Below are 16309 nucleotides of genomic sequence, written 5' to 3'. Positions count from 1 at the left end.
GTCAAAAAGCGTTGAATTTGGTAGACTGAATGTCAAGCGAAGTCATCGTTTAAATTGGTCAAGTTGACGGTTGCAGAACTGGTCAAATGACAGGTAAAATGAGAAGGTAAACGCTTACACATCAAAAGGAGATGGATAAAACCATGCGAACGATCACTTCCACTGGCGAGCGAAAGAAGACGAGTTGGACATTGAATATCGGCAATCAGCCACATTTGATGATGGATGGTGTGACAGAACAAACGCTTGATGCCGAACAACGTGTCGTCTACGACGAATTTTTAATTCCGACGACGGACACTTTGATTCATCGGTTCAAAGCCCGCTTCCCGAACCATCTCTGCGAGAACGGGTATGATGTGTATGGTGCTGCCGCTTTTGACGAACAGGTCGTCGAACTGATCTCGAATTGGTTCATCGAACTGGTCACCGTCTTAACAGCGATGCAGCGGACGAAGGGCATTCAGCATGTCCAGATTGAAGGCGGTGTCGCAAAACGGACCGACTTCTTACCGACCGTGCGTCGGACATGCCGGGCACTGGAGTCAACGATTGATATTTATTGAAGCACCAGTCACGTGTTCAGAGGGGACGTCCATTAGGGCGTCCTCTCTTTTTTTAGATGAACGAATAATAAGCGTCGGACGTTGTGAAGACGACTTAGATTTTTTTGTTCATCTCAAATCGTTTTCCTGGGACAAGCATCACGCCGCTTCACTTCGTTGCAGGGTCGCTCTTGCTTGTTTTTCCCTAGGAAGTGATTTCGATTGAACGAATCGCTCTCCTTTCTTCCGGTTATAAAAAGTAGAAACGAAGTCGAAATAATCGCGGAGTCGGACATGATTGTCCGGCTCTTGGATAATATCAGGAAAAAACAGGTTGACGACCGACTGTATGGCATGTACCATACAGTTAACAGATGTACTATTGTCTTAATACAATGGTGATAATCAAGGAGGGTGAGTCTAGTGCTTGAAGTAAAGGGGTTACAAAAGCGATACGGACGAAAAAAACACGTCTTACGTGACGTGACGTTTTCCGTCGGTCTAAACGAAGTGACATGTCTGATCGGCTTGAACGGGGAAGGGAAGTCGACGATTTTAAAAGCAATTCTCGGTCTGATTCCGGTGGACGCCGGAACGGTGACGGTCGACGGCAAAACGTCGCGCGACCAGATCGCATTCGTGCCTGATCTTCAGACGATGCCGAGCTATATGACGATTGGACAAGCGCTCGCATTCATGGCGGATCATTATTCGGACTGGAATCAAGAAACGGCGGAACGGTTGCTACAGACGTTCCAACTGTTTACGACGGATAAAATGGCGAACTTATCTAAAGGGAACAAGGCGAAGTTCAATCTCGTCTTAGGATTCGCCCTCGATCGACCGTACATATTACTCGACGAACCGCTCGCGGGAATTGATCTCTTCATGAAGGAACAGATTGCCTGGATTTTTTCAAGTGAGTTCATGGAAGGACGGAGCATCCTGATGACGACTCATGAAATCGCTGAAGTCGAACAGGTGATTGACCGAGTGTTGTTCTTACGGGACGGAAAGATCGTCGAAGTCAAAGAGACGGATGAGTTACGCGGTCGTCATCATCAATCGGTCCAAGACCGGATGCGGGAGGTATATCAAGGATGAAACGCTGGTTGTTATTAACGAATGAAGAATTAAAACGGAGTACGAAATTACTGGTGTTGTTGATTTCAGGGTTGATCGTCGCGGAAATTGCATCTCTACTCTATCAAATTTACGATTATCAGCACTCGATCGAGGCAACGATGCGAATTGAGCAGATATCAGAAATGGACGCGATCGAACGAGGAGATGGTCCGTTAAAGTTTGCGGTAGCGATCGATTTTTATGACTCAATCATTGTATTAGCGATGGGAATGATCATCTTGTTCGCGTTCTGGATTTGGTACCGCGACTGGATGGGTGAGACGAAGTACATCTATCGACTACTATTATTACCGGGATCACGTCGTGCGATTTTTGCATCGAAAATGACGGCACTTTTACTTGTCGTCACTAGTTTGATCGGAATCCAGTGGGTGCTGTTGTTGCTTAGTCGCAATCTCTACTTATGGCTGTTACCAGAACCACAACAAGCTACATCAAGTATCAACGAGTATACGAAATTCATGAGTGCATTCTATACGATGTATCCAAGTGACGTCTTGTTCATTTTACTACTTGCGTTCATCGTCACCTCGTTCGTCTTTTTAACAGTCTTACTCGAGCGATCGTTTGGAAGAGGAAGAGCGATTTTACAAATCGGACTGTATGCTGTCGTACTAATTGGTGGTTGGTTCGTCATAGGGTTATTATCCGGATTATTTCCGTACAATTCCGGGGAACTTCATATTCAATTGTACTTTGGATACATCTTGCTTTTGACGCTTTACGTATCCTACAAAAATTTACGATTAGTCCAAACGCGACTGTCAGTATAAGGAGAGAACTTCATGAAAAGATATCGACAACTCCTGTTATTCGGGCTGATCAGTCTAGTAACAGTTGGAAGCTACATCGGTTATACGTTCACGATCAAGGACGCAGCCTTTTCCATTCAAACGGTCAGTGGACAAACAAAAAACATAGACCCCTTTATATTAAGCTTACAGACAGATGGAAAACGTTCACAGATTTACGAAATCACGAGTAAGGGTTCTGTAGAAGGGAAGTCTAATAGCTACTTCAATCAATTTTTTGGAACAAATAATCTCCCAGATGTACCGGATCGTTACTACGAGTTCGTCACGCAACAAGAGACGATTACGAGTCGAAATCAGGCGTTTGATTACGCGATTCAGATCAAAAACAATCAATTGATATTCAAGATGTACACGTATCAAACGAAAGAAGTGTTCGAGAAGACGTTTGACTATCCTTCGAAGTTCGAGACGGGGATGGATTTGCAAGCAAAGGTCATCGATAAGCAGGCGATGAAAGTCTATGTTCAGTTAGATAATATCAATCAATCACAAGATACGAAGCTTATCGTATTGGATTTAGCGAGTGATACGGTGCAAGATATCGTTCTTCAAAAGCCAGTACCAGCGGATCGAGTACGCGAGTTTGTAGCCATTCACCAAAACGAAGTCGTCTATTCGGAAGGGACTTTCGATGGCGATGGAAGCGAAGAAGTCAAGGAATCTTATTTTCTTGATGACGGAAAAAACGTTCGACCGATCAAAGCATTGGATCAGCAGAACGTCAGTTATGTCGCGCATGAAAATGGGCGATATCTCGTCGGGTTCCATTTTCAAGAAGAGGATACGAAACAACTAGAATGGTCGACATTCGACATGAAGACAAAGCGATTATCCAAGCACAGTGTAACGAGTCCACTTGTATTGAGAAATGTCGATTGGGTAAACATGACGAATGACATGAAACTTTATCTGACATCAGAGACGAAAAACGGCTTTCAAGTATCCGTCGTCGATTTGAAACAAGGTCGACTCCTTTATCAAGGTGAAATTGAGGATGCGAACCATAAAAAGAAAACGAATATTTCTAATTTTGTAATTCAATGAAATCAAGACGTCATACCGAAACCGGATGACGTCTTTTTGAAAGGGCAGGTATGATATGAAACTAGAAATCGAACAATTAACGAAAATCTATCCGAATCGCAAACAAGCGTTGCAGGATATCACGTTGACACTGGAAGCCGGTGTTTATGCCTTGTTTGGTGAAAATGGAGCAGGAAAGACGACGTTGATGAAGATTCTTGCCGGACTGTTACGTCCATCACAAGGAGTGATTCGAGTCGACGGTCATGTCGTTTCACCGTTAGAAGAGACGTACCGCGAACGAATCGGCTATTTACCGCAAGAGACACCGATTTACGGTGATTTTACAGCAAAGCAATTTTTAACGTACCTCGCAACGATCAAAGGCGTGCCTAAAGCGGCGATTGCATCTCGCGTCGAACAAGCTCTAATTGATGTGAATTTATTGGAACAAAAGGACCAGAAACTGCGGCGCTTCTCGGGTGGAATGAAGCGACGGATTGGTATCGCGCAACTATTGCTGAATGACCCGGATTTTCTGATCATTGATGAACCGACGGCGGGACTTGATCCAAAAGAGCGGATTCATTTCCGCAACGTCATCGCAACGATTGCGCGAAAGCGAATCGTCTTACTGTCGACACACATTGTCTCGGACGTCGGTTCGATTGCGAAAGAAATCATTCTGATGCAGCAAGGAAAGATCATCCGTCAAGCTAATCCCTATATGTTGCTTGACGAGATCGCGACTTCGATCTGGTCCGTCGACGTATCAGACGAGACATTACTCTTCTTGCAAGAGACGTACCAAATCGGTGCCATCCAACAAACGCGTTCTGGTAAAAACCGCGTCCGGATCATCTCAACCGATCTCCCACATCCCGACGCGATTCAGGTAGAACCGCAACTCGAAGACTTGTATCTTTATCACTTAGACGAATCGATGCGTGGTGCCTGATGTCGATGTTACGGTTTGAATCCTACAAGTTATATAAATCACTGACCGTCTGGTTGCTGTTAATCGGAATGGGAATCTTTTTCTTCCCGACATTAGTGGAACCGATTGATCATGTCGTCAAGTCTCGCTATTCTTCCTTCGAAGGACCAGCGACGAAACAGGTCTTTAAGATGATTAAGGCAGATAGCACTATCATCAATGATCCCGAAACGCGAATAGGAGAAGACGACATATTGTACAAGAATGAAATCTATGCCCAAATCTTACATATGAAAGAAGCGCAAATTCAACGGCAACAACGCCTCGACGTTTTAAAACGCGATACGTTAGAGCAGAAGCTCGTCAGCAGTATCAACCTATCATCAATTCACTATCATGATTCGGCAGAAATCGTGGCGACGTTCGTCAATCAATCCGGTCTCTTATTCCCGCTGATTGGACTATTGCTCTTGTCGATCAGTTATACACGTGAACGCATGACCGGAGTCGAGCAGTATCAGTTGACGTCGCGGAATGGACGACACGCCTTATTACGTACGAAATGGATAGCTGCCGTTACATACGTGACGGTGATCCACCTGTTGACGTATCTTGCGACGATCTTAGTCGTCCGTTATCAACTCGGACCGATTGATTGGTCGGCATCGATGCAAGCGATGGATGGACTTGCCGCAGCACCGTATCCGTTATCGATTGGTGGATATGTATTGTGTACGTTCATTTATCAGGAACTCGCCTTTGTGGCGCTAGCGACAGCCATTTTATGTGCGTCGTTGTTTGCGAAACAGTACAGTCACGCCTTCGTTTACGTAATGGTTTTGATCGGATTACCGTTAACTTACGGTTACGTCATTCCAGAAGTCTTTTTCCCAGACTTCGTGCAAGTGCTGATCTTCTTTTTCCCAAGCCGCGGCGTACTGACGCGTGAACTGTTCCAGACGGATATACCGTTCGTCTTACCGATTCTTGTGATCCTCGTTTGGATGGCTCTTGTCGTCATCCTTTACGTATTCATGATGCGATCTGTCAAAAGGAGGGAGCTGACATGAGCCGCGAGTTGTTGAAGTTTGAATGGCAGAAAGTGAAGCAACAACGCATGATATGGGTACTGCTGTGTCTCGTGTTCGTCGTCGGTCTAATTTTTTCGTTCGGTCGGATGGGATTACCTGGAACGGAACGAACGAATGCACCGTTTGAAGGGAAATTGACGAGGGATTTTGTCCAACAGGCAAAGGCGGGGGAGAAGCGTTTGATGAAGAACGATATCACGAATGCAGAACAGGACGAATACGGGATATATTTGCAGGTTCTCAAGGCTGAGCGATCGCATCGATTGCAATCGCAATATATCGACGAATTTCGTCAGGAAGCTCGCTCTACTACATCTGACATCAAGAAACGAAAACTCGCACAAGAAGCGTCGTTGATTGCGAAGATTGATTATCAACGGGTTGGTAACTTCCAGACACTTGATCAATTCATCGTGTTTCTCGGTATTGGGGGATTTGCGTTACTTGCGATCGTCTTGACGTTAGTAACCGCAACGAGTTACTCCCGCGAAGCGCAGACAGGGGTGTTGCAACTGCTATATAGCTCAAAGCACGGTCGAAAAGACGTCCTGACGGCAAAATTAGCTTTATCCATATTGCTCGTCACGGGCATCATCCTCTTTTACAATATCGTGCAATGGCTCTTATTTTTCCGTCAGTCGAGCGGATGGGATTTGCCAATTCAGTATAGCTACCATAACTCTCCATACCCACTGACGTTCGGACAACTGTATCTGCTCGCTATCTTGATGCAATGGCTAGTCGGTGTTTCGTTAGTCATGACATTCACGTTTTTCTCGTTACTCGTCCGTCATGTCCTCGCTGTTCTGATACTGGCATCAGTCTGGTTGATTAGTCCGTTCGTCCTCGAAAAGATCGTCGGAGGAATCGTGGCAGGGGAAACGATTCGGTCGCTTCTTCTTTTGACCCAAGGGCAGTCGTTGATGGTATTCGTGTTGTTCCAGGATTACCTCGCTATACCTCTATTCGGACAACCCATCGTTTTACCAGTAGTCGTCATCGCTTGTAGCATCGGGACGATCCTCTTGTTCGGCTTTGGCTGTTACAAGCTGGTCTCTCGTCAGTCTGCCTAAAAAAACGCTTCGCACCGGAAAAAGTTATCCGGTGCGAAGCGTTCTTTTTTTGAATTTGACTAGGAATCGATCCATCATAAGGCGAAAGCATCAAGACGTGAAATTTTTCTCTGCTGCTTTACAGGCACGCAATAAGGCATCTTTGAAAAAACGGTCTTCCTGCGAAGCGAGCTGTTGTGTCGCTTCCTCGTCTCCGCGCAGTGAGCGGGCGAGCATCTGGATGACCTTGACCCAGCGGCGGACGTGATCGAGTTGCGGGCGACCCATTGCGACATACACCGTGAACCAATCGTTCTGGTCGCGACGGATCATCCGTTGGAACAATGATTTCGCGAGATCGACTTCTTCGGTTGTCGGGAGATCGTTCGTCTCGAAATAACGACGTAACGCTGTGACAGCAGTCGCGTACGCTGCCTTGACATCTTCCGACGGCTGGTGTTTACCGTAATCGGATGTCGATAGATGAAGTAAGGCGGGTTTTTTCTCGACACCCGTAATCCAAGCGGAGATCGTCTTGTTGCCTTTATAGGCTTGACGGTTCGCGACCGGGAGTTTCGCCGTGACATTACCGACTTTCCCGATCAAAGTCACTTTATTATTGCGATCCTGGATCTCGGTCACTTTCATCTCGACCGTATCGCCCATTTCATGGGGAATGGCTTTCGGCTGAAGCTTTTCTCCTGCCGAGAGTGGCGAGCGCTTGCGAATCATCCGGAGTGCTTCCTGTTCAATCCGGTCGTCAAGCGACCACAGGTGTTCTGGTGGGACGTTACGGAACCGGCGACGTCGAACCTTGATGTATTGGTCAAGCGCGTCAGCAGCTTGCTCCCGCGTCGATTCGCCACGTGCGACGGGGCCGATGATGTCTCGCAGCGTAATGGATTCGAGACGTTCCATGATGCCTTCGAACGGGATGAGTTCCATTACGTAGAGACTACAGACGACGAGTTCGCATTCGCGAGGAGTGAGTGGGCGTTTGGCCATAAATTGACTTCCTTTCAGCTGGTTGATGTTTCTAGTATACCAAAAAAAAGCCATCGTCACGTAATCCCGTGACGATGGTCTGAAAAAGCTTACAAGACGAATGGCGATTCCGAACTGTTTTGCAATTCAGCGGATGCGAGGCGTGTGACGCCGTTCATGAACGGGTCATGCGCGACGAACAAGTCTCCGATTGCTTTGATCTCGGCAACGGTCGCATTCTCCTTCGCACCAGCGATACGTAAGCGATACGGCTTTTTCGTCACCGTATCGAACGTCAGGACGATCGTATGTTCCATCAATAGTCACTCCTTTCATAAATGTAGAGGGTGGGTTATGCCTTCAGTAAAGCGTAGTCACGGCTGATTTCCGTCAGCGCGTAGCGTCCTTCAAGCAAATTGCCGACCGCTTGACCGATCGAAGCGACGACGTCTGCTGGAAGATTCGAACGTAAACCGTTGTAGCGGCGACGAGCGACGACGGCATCGCCGTTTGCTGTCACTTTGTCTTTGCGTTCGAAGACGATGACGAGACTCGTTTTAATCTCTTCTGCTTGTGTCATGTGTATCACCTCCTTCGCCCTTATTGACAGGGCAAGAGACCAGATTGTTCGAAAGGAATGAAAAAAAACATGGTCTGGTTACGTTTTTTACGAAAAGTCTCGTTTCTACGGATGCGGACGCTTGGGTATGCGTCCTTGATTTTTGTCTTCGGTGTCGCAGGGATCATGTATGCCCTAGAACCGGAAACGTTCGGATCCTACTTCCGCGCTGTCTACTGGACGATGACGACCGTCGTCACGGTCGGATACGGAGACTTCTTCCCGAATTCCGATACCGGTCGGATTCTAACGATCTTTGTCTTCATCTTCGGGATCGGAATCGTCGGTGGATTAATCTCAAAACTGGTCGATGGTGTCCAGTTGATTCGTAATCAAAAGGAAAGAGGGTTGTTACAAGTGAAGGAAACAGGGCATACAGTCGTCTTCGGGTATAGTCGCCGTTCGAAGCACGTCATCGAGTCATTACTCGAACATACGGATGTCGTCCTCGTCGATGATTTAGAGCGCGAGCCATTCAGTCATCCACGGTTTCATTACGTCTGTGGTGACCCGGCATTGACGTCGACGCTCGAGCGGGCACACATCGAAAAGGCAGTCCGCGCGATCGTCCTCGCGGATCATTCGATTCCACCGGTTCATGCGGACGGACGGACGCTCCTGATTGCGTCAAGCATCGAACGCGCGAATCCGAACATTTATACGATCGTTGAGATGATGCTTGAGGAACACCTCGATAGCTTTGAACAGGTCAAGGTCGATGAAGTCTTGCTCGGCGACGAGACAATTGCCCGGATGGCGATTCTCGCGTCGCATCATCCTGGTGTGACGAAAGTCGTGACAGATTTGTTGACGAAGGATGGCGAGGGGATGTTCTCCATTCCGACACGACCGGAATGGGCGACGTACCGGGACGCCTATCATGCCTTGCTTGAAGAAGGCGTCACGATTTTATCTGACGGGAAACGGCTCGATTTGAATCGTCGCCTCGATGAAACGATTCCGAAAAACGGAACATTGATCGTCCTCTGTTCAGAAGAAACAGCGAGTCGGATTGGAGCAATTTAGGAAGGGCAGGATTTAACTAATCTTTTTTCGGGTATAGTAAACAAATTTACTAGACGGAGGAAAAGGATTATGACACAACCACAACCAGAATGGATTCAAGAATTATTTGAGACGGTCGATCAAGGAGAAATTAAAAATGCACCAAAATTACTTTATATGGCACTGACACTTGAACCAAGTTATTTTACAAAAGCAGTTAGTCGATTCAATCAGCGCTTAGAAGTCGAACCATTAACGGACGTTTCCGAGTTACTGACGGTCTATCGTCAATTCTTCCTTTCAGCAAATCCATCTGAAGAATATTGGTCGCTCGCTTGGAACGAACTCATCCAGACCTTACAACATATGATTGATCGACCAGAAGCCCAGCAACTACTTAAAGAACATGTTGATTTACTGGACTGGTGGTCAAGTGAATCGTTATTATCACTCCCAAGTTGGTTGACGATTTTAGATGTTGCGGAACGCATCGACGCGCTTGACCAATTTAGCAGTTATCTTCCAGATATCTTCGAGAGTTATGCGCTCGAGACAGCGAAGGATGAACCATTCGCTCGTCTTGCCTGGTACGCACTCGCGAGCAACCAACAAGAGTTGCTTGCCCCGTACAGAGACCGAATTGAAGCCAGTTCATCAAAGGAAATCCAGTCGCTGCGTCAAGCGGATCTCATCGATCAAATTGAAACGACACGGGTCGTTATGTTAAAGTCGAAAGATAACGAGCCGATTGAATTAACGTTTGATCGAAAATGGACATTATAAATTATCGAAGAAAAAATGACACCTAGAAGCCGCACGAATCCAATCCAAGGGGTGTAGGGATGATTCACGTCAATTTACCGAGTGGTGACTATGTCGTGTTAGTAGAAATAAATCGTGAAGTGCTATTGTGTCATTCGATTGAAGAAGCGGAACAAGCACAACGCGACCGGTATGAACTGGTCGGACGGATGAGCGAACGCTTGCCAGCAGAAGTGATTGGGCCCTCAATTGCGGACTTTGTCCGCTTTTCGACCGGGTTCATCGGTGAGGAAGTAACGTGGCATGAAGAAGAGGAAGCGTTTTTTTGCCAACAGTTCGAGACATTCGACGGTTCTCCGTTAGGTGAAGACTTGACGGGTATCGATGCAACGCGTTGGCGTGCGGTCCTTGCACGCTATTATGCTTACGTGACGATCGGAAAGATCATTCCTTTTGAAGTCAGCGAAGAACCGGACGGTACGGTTCCGCTTTAGTCCAGACAGTTTTTTGGTCGGCGCGTAAACAGAGAAGGGCAGGGTTCCCATGAAAAAACAACTTGCACTACTCACGCTAGCGGCAGTCGTCGCCATGCCAACGTCTGCATTTGCGCAGTCTCAATATGTACAATACGATCCATCCTTTACGGAACAACAAAAACAAGACTGGTTAGCGAAGGAAGGATTGACAGAAATCCGTCCACTCAAACAAAAAGGCTTCTCGCTCGTCGAACCACTTGCGCATCTAGAGGAACAAGACATCAACGCAGATTTAATTCCTGTCACAGAAGTCAAAAAAGCGACGGATTCCGCCCAATTCCAGCAAACGTATCTCGATCAGTCACGGATTCCTACTTACTGGAAGTACAGCCGTGGAAAATCAGATATTCGCGTCGCGATCATTGATGATGCGATCGATACGAAACACCGAGAATTCAAGGACGTCATCTATAAGACGACAACGATCTCGGGCATTCGGAAATCAGACGATCACGGAACACATGTCGCGGGTATCGTTGGTGCAAGAGAAGATGGTAAAGGAATCGTCGGTGTCGCTTCTGGTGTTAAATTAATTGGTGCTGATGTCTTCGATGGAGAATTTGCCGCGTCGATCGATATCGGTGACGGGATTCTATACGCGATTGCACAAGGGGCTGATGTCATCAATCTGTCGCTCGGACAGTATGAGTTTGATCCTTATATGGAAGAAGCAATCAAAAAAGCAGAAGCGAAGAACATTTTGGTTGTTGGAGCGGCGGGGAATGATGGACGTAATAAAGTGCTCTTCCCAGGTTCGATGAGTCAAGTCGTTGCCGTTGGGGCGGTTGGTACGCTTGGTCGTGCTTCAACATTTTCGAACTATGGAAAAGGACTTAATATCATGGCGCCCGGTGAAGGGATTTACTCGACGATTGTTGGGAATAAGTATGGCTATCTCGATGGCACATCGATGGCAACACCGGTTGTTAGTGGGGTATTGGCACTAGCAAAATCAAAAAATCCATTTGTTTCAAATGAAGCGATGCGCAGTAAGCTATACGCTGCTGCGACGAAAAAAACAGGTGATACAAGTTCACATTACGGAGTCGGTCGTTTGAATGCGGGAATGTTAGCGACGCTCCCGGCGCCGATTTCTAAAGTGTCCCTTCCGTCAACAGTCAAATCGAATCAATTATTCGCGTTTTATTTTGACGAATATTCGAATGCGAAGACGACGACCCGTCTTTACAAAGATGGGAAAGTCGTGAAAACGTTCACCCAGTCGAAATTAAAAAACGGGACGTATAAGTTTACGTATCGATTGAAACAAAAAGGTTCTTATAAACTCGTTTTCAAGACGAGTGGCGGACGTCATACGCGGACGGTCGAACGCTTACTGACCGTAAAATAAAAAAGCGCCACTCACATAGTGAGAAGCGCCGTACGAGACCCGGAGATTACTTCGGGTCTTTTCCTTTTTTATAGACGGGCGTCGGAGGCGTCAATGCCTCTCCAGTCCACGTGATCATTGCTTCCATCTTGTATCCTGTGTCATCCTCATGGACGAACGACAAGCGACTGGAATCGATCAATTGATATAAACCATAAGCGACCTGATCAGCCCAAGAGCGTAACGTCATCGCATCATCATACAACGGGATTTGCTCAGGGAAACGTTCATTCATAAGCAAGATATCGTGTTGATCGAAATGATAGCTACGTTTTGAGAGTGCATCGGGCGCCTTGACGTTAAACGGCTCGAACGCGTGGATGAGCTCCCCTTGACGATAGAAAGCGAAGATGCCGTTTCGCAGATGAAGTGCCTTGATCTCGTCGATCTCAATCAGGAACGTCAACTTGCGAACCGTTCGCCGGTTCGTACCAGAGCGTCGTTTTTTCATACTGCATGCCCCCTTCTGAACTCTTGTACTATACCGTGAAATGAGGCGGGTACGCAACTTTTTCGATTATAAAACGAGAATTGCCTCTTGCAGGAAAGCGGCATCTACGCTACACTCATAAGCAGTGACTATGTTGGTTCGGACAATCGCGGGGCATTTCGGTGCTTTGAGGAAAGTCCATGCTCGCACAGCCTGCGATGGCTGTAGTGATCGTGCTACACAAAAAGATAAGTGTAGGCAGCGTCAAGCTGACGGCAGAAGGAACGCCTAAGTCTTCGGATATGGCCGAAACTTCTTGAAGGTGCCACAGTGACGGAGCTTCATGGGAAACCATGAAGGTGGAACGAGGTAAACCCCACGAGCGAGAAACCCAAATTTGGTAGGGGAATTTCCGGAGCGGAATTGAACGCGAAGGAGAGCGTATGCAAATACGGAGATAGATGATTGTCGCCTGCGTGTGAGGGTCAAACCGTTTGGAACACTAAGGAACAGAACATGGCTTACAGGACCACATAGGCTGTTATTTTTAAGTTGAACGAGAGTCCAGGTCCACCCTGGGCTCTTTTTTTATTGCAATGAAACGATACAGTGGAAGAAAAGATAAAGGAGTGAACGCAATATGGCAAAACGCTTAGTCATCGCGACAGCGGCGATGGGAATCGAAGCGCTCGTCGCAAAAGAAGTCCGTGCGTTAGGATACGAATGTACGGTCGAAGATGGAAAGGTCTACATCGATTGTGAGATGGAGGACATTCCCCGTTTGAACATGTGGCTTCGAACAGCGGACCGGATCAAACTCGTCGTTGCCGAGTTCCGCGCGACGACGTTCGAAAAATTGTTCGATCAAGTCAAGGCACTACCGTGGCACGAATTGATGCCGTGGGATGCGAACTTTATCGTCAACGGTCGTTCGGTCAAGTCGAAGCTCTTTTCGATTCGTGACTGTCAAAAAATTACCGAGAAAGCAATCGTCTCGCACATGCAAGAGCAGTACAACAAAGGAACGGAATGGTTGCCGAAGACCGGCGCAAGCTATCCGATTGAAGTAGCCTTGTTAAAAGACATCGCAACATTAACAATCGATACGTCAGGCGACGCATTGCACAAACGCGGATACCGTGAATTCCACTCAGCAGCTCCACTGAAAGAAACGATGGCAGCAGCGATGTTGATGCTGACGAACTGGAAGCCGGATATGCCTCTTTACGACGTCTTTACCGGTTCAGGTACGCTTGCAATCGAAGCAGCGATGATCGGGCGTAATATCGCACCAGGCATCAACCGGGAGTTCGTCTCACAAGAATGGAAATGTATTCCGAAGAAAGCGTGGTTCGATGCAATCAAGGAAGCGAACGAAAAAGCGGAGTGGGACAAACCACTGAAAATTTACGCAAGCGATGTCGATTCAGAAATGGTCAAGCTCGCGAAAACGAACGCAGAACTCGCAGATGTCCGCGATGCGATCAACGTCATGCAACGCGACGCAGCAGACTTCAAACCGAAGGAAGACTTCGGTGTCATCATCGGGAACCCGCCGTACGGGGAACGTCTCGAGGATGCGCGTGAAGTTCATCAACTGTACCGCAAGATCGGAACAGCGTATAAAGAATTCCCATACTACAGTGTCTATATGATTACGTCGTATGTTGAGTTCGAAAAAGCGTACGGTCGTCCAGCGACGAAACGCCGGAAGCTCTATAACGGGAACATCGAAGTTCAATTTTATCAGTATTATGGTTTGCGTCGGAAACGTCCGCAGGCTTAAGCCATTTGTAAGAGGTGAGTGGGAGCTAGTTCCCACTCAGTTCCCACTTTTTTAATTTTTTCGTCAAAAAGTCATGAGCCGCTCGATTGAGCGGTTTTTTACGTTTTATATATGTCACTATATACGAATTTAATGGTTACAATACATGAGCGTATGTCTCCACAATTTCCATGAGGCATGTGTAGGGCGTAATCGATGGAGGATATCATTAAAATTATCTTCGGCATCTTCGATTTTGATCGTCTCGATGTTTCCCTGTCGCAGTCTTGATTATCGGAGTTCTACAACGTAGACACAAAGACATATCGGATTATTGCTCATTCACATGCTATGGTACCTTTGCTAATCCCTAATTCGTCGTAATTTCTTAACGACATATACAGAAATAGTTATTACTCGAACCATTTTGTCCTTTGTGTTCCAAAACAAAATAGCCGACCTTGATTCCGATTGTCGTTTGTTTGATCGTGATGCCCCTAAGATTAAAATCGACTTCCGACTAACGAAGCGATGACGCCTCATTTGCGTGAAAAGCGACATAGCTGAAAAATATGACGTCGCGTGCTGTCTTCAGTTAAGAGGTAAGTTTTTAGACAGCATACATCTTTGAACCATATCAGATACTTATCAAAATGGATCAACTGGAAAGTAAATTCGTTTTATGGATACAGAACAGTCAGCAAGTAGGCTAGAATTATTTGTTTATCTCAATGGCTACTAGTTGTCACACGTTAGTCATACTCCTGACTTGTTTGATCAAAGAACTTTTATAAAATTAGAAGAGCATACGAAGCGAATAGGTGTTCGAAAAAGATTTTATACGACTCTGGGAAGGTAAGAAAGTGGAGTCAACTGAAAATCAATCAAGTATTTCGAACACAAACACTAATCACAACACGTATTACATCCATAAGGGAAACACTTTACTGCCTTTCGATTTACACTGAAGAATACATTAAGAAGTTAGGCGGTAGCGAATAAATTCAAACGCTACGAAATAAATTACGATGATTTTTATAGTGTCAATGAATACATGTGTAGAAAAGTTTAAAAAGTTAGATTTTTGGAGAAATAAACTATCCACGATCTGTTTAAGAATTAATTTTTTAAATAACTGTTCAAAAAGTGCTACAATATTAAAAAATGATTACAAAATTGTTACTTTAATGTTACTATTGGTGATTTCTATAGGAAAAGGCTGTGGATAAGTTGAAAAGCTGAGGTGCGAAGAGCATATTGTATAAGGGGTGAGTAAAATGTTGAAAATGAAAGTGATTAAAAATCAAATAAAAATTGACTCTGAAAAACTTGATTTATATGTAGGTCCTAAAGTGTCTGTTCAAATAAGAATGGATGATAAACGACAAAAGCATTTAAATTTACAAGCAGAAATGAGTAAAGTAGATAATCTTTTTTACAATTACGTTAAAAATAATAATAATAGTTTTAATAGACAATGCTATAAAGATTATTTAAAGTTTCCATCTTTACCTAATGAAACTTCCTTAGATTTACACGAACTACAGTTGCAAATTAATTATATCAATGATTTGTTTCCTATGATTCATAACATAGAGGAAGACGCCGAATTTCAAGTTATGACTTTTGTATTAAGTGAATTTAAAGCTGATATGAATGCTTTAAGAATAAAAGAAAAAAATAAGGTTACTATTTCTGGCTTTAAAAAGGTTATTTCCAAGGGTTTTAGCTTTTATGATTTTGAAGAAAAAGAAGTATTAGAGCTTAACTAAATTTTTTGAAAAATAGGTGAAATAATATGAAAATAAGGTATGTGCTTCTTTCTGACTATAACTTTGAGGTTAATAAGGATTTAAAAGATGAAAATCCAAAGTCTAAGTTTAATATGAATTTTGAATACGGAATATCGTATCCAGAACAAATCGAACAAACTATAAATGTTTTTTTGAGATTTGATTTAGATTTTAATAAGGGTGACGATAAAATTTTTATAGCATCTGGTGTCTATCAAATGATAGTTGAGGATGCTGAGGAAGAGTTTCTATCATCTAAAGAATTTCATATAGATGCGTTGCACGAGACCTACGAAAAATTTGTAACATTATATAATATTTCTGCTTCTCAAACTCCTCATAAAAAGGCAATATTATCCGACGACGTTTTAAATGACTTGATTTCAAGCATTCGTGAAGAAACTGTAAAAGATTAA

At 45.1% G+C, this 16309-nt stretch carries 18 protein-coding genes and 1 other RNA gene; 15 read left to right on the top strand and 4 right to left on the bottom strand.

All coding sequences use genetic code 11. The features are described 5' to 3' along the window. Window positions 1–143 precede the first annotated feature (143 nt). From ACV3PA_RS12340 to ACV3PA_RS12310, 7 genes are all read left to right on the top strand, one after another. A complete protein-coding gene (locus ACV3PA_RS12340; protein WP_050677057.1) occupies window positions 144–566 on the top strand; it encodes a hypothetical protein in 423 nt (140 codons plus the stop codon). Between the two features lie 402 nt (window positions 567–968). Continuing rightward, window positions 969–1649: an ABC transporter ATP-binding protein gene (locus ACV3PA_RS12335; protein WP_410502927.1), complete on the top strand. Its 681-nt coding sequence runs from the start codon at window positions 969–971 to the stop codon at window positions 1647–1649. Then, window positions 1646–2464 (top strand): hypothetical protein, encoded by an 819-nt coding sequence (locus ACV3PA_RS12330; RefSeq protein WP_456124961.1) that lies wholly within the window; start codon window positions 1646–1648, stop codon window positions 2462–2464. Before ACV3PA_RS12335 ends, ACV3PA_RS12330 begins: the two co-directional genes overlap by 4 nt. 12 nt (window positions 2465–2476) lie before the next feature. Next, entirely contained in the window at window positions 2477–3550 is a 1074-nt protein-coding gene (locus ACV3PA_RS12325) for a hypothetical protein (RefSeq protein ID WP_410502929.1), read from the top strand. 55 nt (window positions 3551–3605) lie between these two features. Continuing rightward, complete coding sequence (locus tag ACV3PA_RS12320; protein WP_456124960.1) at window positions 3606–4487, top strand: ATP-binding cassette domain-containing protein; 882 nt, start codon at window positions 3606–3608, stop codon at window positions 4485–4487. 5 nt (window positions 4488–4492) lie between these two features. Continuing rightward, complete coding sequence (locus ACV3PA_RS12315; protein WP_456124959.1) at window positions 4493–5536, top strand: hypothetical protein; 1044 nt, start codon at window positions 4493–4495, stop codon at window positions 5534–5536. Then, window positions 5533–6630 carry an ABC transporter permease subunit gene (locus ACV3PA_RS12310; RefSeq protein WP_456124958.1) on the top strand — a complete coding sequence of 366 codons (1098 nt, stop codon included), beginning with the start codon at window positions 5533–5535 and terminating at the stop codon, window positions 6628–6630. Before ACV3PA_RS12315 ends, ACV3PA_RS12310 begins: the two co-directional genes overlap by 4 nt. A gap of 90 nt (window positions 6631–6720) precedes the next feature. Here ACV3PA_RS12310 and ACV3PA_RS12305 read toward each other — a convergent pair whose 3' ends face one another. The 3 genes from ACV3PA_RS12305 to ACV3PA_RS12295 form a co-directional block, all read right to left on the bottom strand. After that, entirely contained in the window at window positions 6721–7614 is an 894-nt protein-coding gene (locus ACV3PA_RS12305) for a hypothetical protein (protein WP_456124957.1), read from the bottom strand. A gap of 89 nt (window positions 7615–7703) precedes the next feature. Continuing rightward, on the bottom strand, window positions 7704–7910 hold the full coding sequence (locus ACV3PA_RS12300; protein WP_035408457.1) for a DUF2922 family protein: 207 nt from the start codon (window positions 7908–7910) through the stop codon (window positions 7704–7706). A 35-nt stretch (window positions 7911–7945) separates the two neighbouring features. Next, window positions 7946–8173 carry a DUF1659 domain-containing protein gene (locus tag ACV3PA_RS12295; protein ID WP_050677064.1) on the bottom strand — a complete coding sequence of 76 codons (228 nt, stop codon included), beginning with the start codon at window positions 8171–8173 and terminating at the stop codon, window positions 7946–7948. A gap of 69 nt (window positions 8174–8242) precedes the next feature. Between ACV3PA_RS12295 and ACV3PA_RS12290 the strand changes: the two genes are divergently transcribed. From ACV3PA_RS12290 to ACV3PA_RS12275, 4 genes are all read left to right on the top strand, one after another. After that, entirely contained in the window at window positions 8243–9238 is a 996-nt protein-coding gene (locus ACV3PA_RS12290; protein WP_456124956.1) for a potassium channel family protein, read from the top strand. Between the two features lie 69 nt (window positions 9239–9307). Further along, window positions 9308–10000: a hypothetical protein gene (locus ACV3PA_RS12285; RefSeq protein ID WP_456124955.1), complete on the top strand. Its 693-nt coding sequence runs from the start codon at window positions 9308–9310 to the stop codon at window positions 9998–10000. 59 nt (window positions 10001–10059) lie between these two features. Further along, window positions 10060–10473, top strand: coding sequence for a hypothetical protein (locus ACV3PA_RS12280; protein ID WP_023467922.1), 414 nt, complete (start codon window positions 10060–10062; stop codon window positions 10471–10473). A 49-nt stretch (window positions 10474–10522) separates the two neighbouring features. Further along, on the top strand, window positions 10523–11866 hold the full coding sequence (locus ACV3PA_RS12275; RefSeq protein ID WP_456124954.1) for a S8 family peptidase: 1344 nt from the start codon (window positions 10523–10525) through the stop codon (window positions 11864–11866). Between the two features lie 46 nt (window positions 11867–11912). Here the strand turns inward: ACV3PA_RS12275 and ACV3PA_RS12270 are convergent, their stop codons facing one another. Next, complete coding sequence (locus ACV3PA_RS12270; protein WP_432237478.1) at window positions 11913–12356, bottom strand: hypothetical protein; 444 nt, start codon at window positions 12354–12356, stop codon at window positions 11913–11915. Window positions 12357–12490: 134 nt separating this feature from the next. Here ACV3PA_RS12270 and rnpB point away from each other — a divergent pair. From rnpB to ACV3PA_RS12250, 4 genes are all read left to right on the top strand, one after another. Next, window positions 12491–12864: RNase P RNA component class B (gene rnpB / locus ACV3PA_RS12265), an RNA gene on the top strand. Window positions 12865–12975: 111 nt separating this feature from the next. Continuing rightward, a complete protein-coding gene (locus tag ACV3PA_RS12260; protein WP_456124953.1) occupies window positions 12976–14121 on the top strand; it encodes a THUMP domain-containing class I SAM-dependent RNA methyltransferase in 1146 nt (381 codons plus the stop codon). 1256 nt (window positions 14122–15377) lie between these two features. Beyond that, complete coding sequence (locus ACV3PA_RS12255) at window positions 15378–15872, top strand: hypothetical protein (protein WP_456124952.1); 495 nt, start codon at window positions 15378–15380, stop codon at window positions 15870–15872. 26 nt (window positions 15873–15898) lie between these two features. After that, a complete protein-coding gene (locus ACV3PA_RS12250) occupies window positions 15899–16309 on the top strand; it encodes a hypothetical protein (RefSeq protein ID WP_456124951.1) in 411 nt (136 codons plus the stop codon).

The organism is Exiguobacterium sp. EA-TM-5 (assembly GCF_053878415.1).
This window is presented reverse-complemented; position numbering and strand designations above follow the sequence as displayed.

Excerpts from the sequence above, each read along its gene's own strand:
- ACV3PA_RS12340 (WP_050677057.1), top strand. The coding sequence starts at position 144 with ATGCGAACGATCACTTCCACTGGCGAGCGAAAGAAGACGAGTTGGACA.
- ACV3PA_RS12330 (WP_456124961.1), top strand. The coding sequence starts at position 1,646 with ATGAAACGCTGGTTGTTATTAACGAATGAAGAATTAAAACGGAGTACG.
- ACV3PA_RS12325 (WP_410502929.1), top strand. The coding sequence starts at position 2,477 with ATGAAAAGATATCGACAACTCCTGTTATTCGGGCTGATCAGTCTAGTA.
- ACV3PA_RS12320 (WP_456124960.1), top strand. The coding sequence starts at position 3,606 with ATGAAACTAGAAATCGAACAATTAACGAAAATCTATCCGAATCGCAAA.
- ACV3PA_RS12315 (WP_456124959.1), top strand. The coding sequence starts at position 4,493 with ATGTTACGGTTTGAATCCTACAAGTTATATAAATCACTGACCGTCTGG.
- ACV3PA_RS12310 (WP_456124958.1), top strand. The coding sequence starts at position 5,533 with ATGAGCCGCGAGTTGTTGAAGTTTGAATGGCAGAAAGTGAAGCAACAA.
- ACV3PA_RS12305 (WP_456124957.1), bottom strand. The coding sequence starts at position 7,614 with ATGGCCAAACGCCCACTCACTCCTCGCGAATGCGAACTCGTCGTCTGT.
- ACV3PA_RS12300 (WP_035408457.1), bottom strand. The coding sequence starts at position 7,910 with ATGGAACATACGATCGTCCTGACGTTCGATACGGTGACGAAAAAGCCG.
- ACV3PA_RS12295 (WP_050677064.1), bottom strand. The coding sequence starts at position 8,173 with ATGACACAAGCAGAAGAGATTAAAACGAGTCTCGTCATCGTCTTCGAA.
- ACV3PA_RS12290 (WP_456124956.1), top strand. The coding sequence starts at position 8,243 with ATGGTCTGGTTACGTTTTTTACGAAAAGTCTCGTTTCTACGGATGCGG.
- ACV3PA_RS12285 (WP_456124955.1), top strand. The coding sequence starts at position 9,308 with ATGACACAACCACAACCAGAATGGATTCAAGAATTATTTGAGACGGTC.
- ACV3PA_RS12280 (WP_023467922.1), top strand. The coding sequence starts at position 10,060 with ATGATTCACGTCAATTTACCGAGTGGTGACTATGTCGTGTTAGTAGAA.
- ACV3PA_RS12275 (WP_456124954.1), top strand. The coding sequence starts at position 10,523 with ATGAAAAAACAACTTGCACTACTCACGCTAGCGGCAGTCGTCGCCATG.
- ACV3PA_RS12270 (WP_432237478.1), bottom strand. The coding sequence starts at position 12,356 with ATGAAAAAACGACGCTCTGGTACGAACCGGCGAACGGTTCGCAAGTTG.
- ACV3PA_RS12260 (WP_456124953.1), top strand. The coding sequence starts at position 12,976 with ATGGCAAAACGCTTAGTCATCGCGACAGCGGCGATGGGAATCGAAGCG.
- ACV3PA_RS12255 (WP_456124952.1), top strand. The coding sequence starts at position 15,378 with ATGTTGAAAATGAAAGTGATTAAAAATCAAATAAAAATTGACTCTGAA.
- ACV3PA_RS12250 (WP_456124951.1), top strand. The coding sequence starts at position 15,899 with ATGAAAATAAGGTATGTGCTTCTTTCTGACTATAACTTTGAGGTTAAT.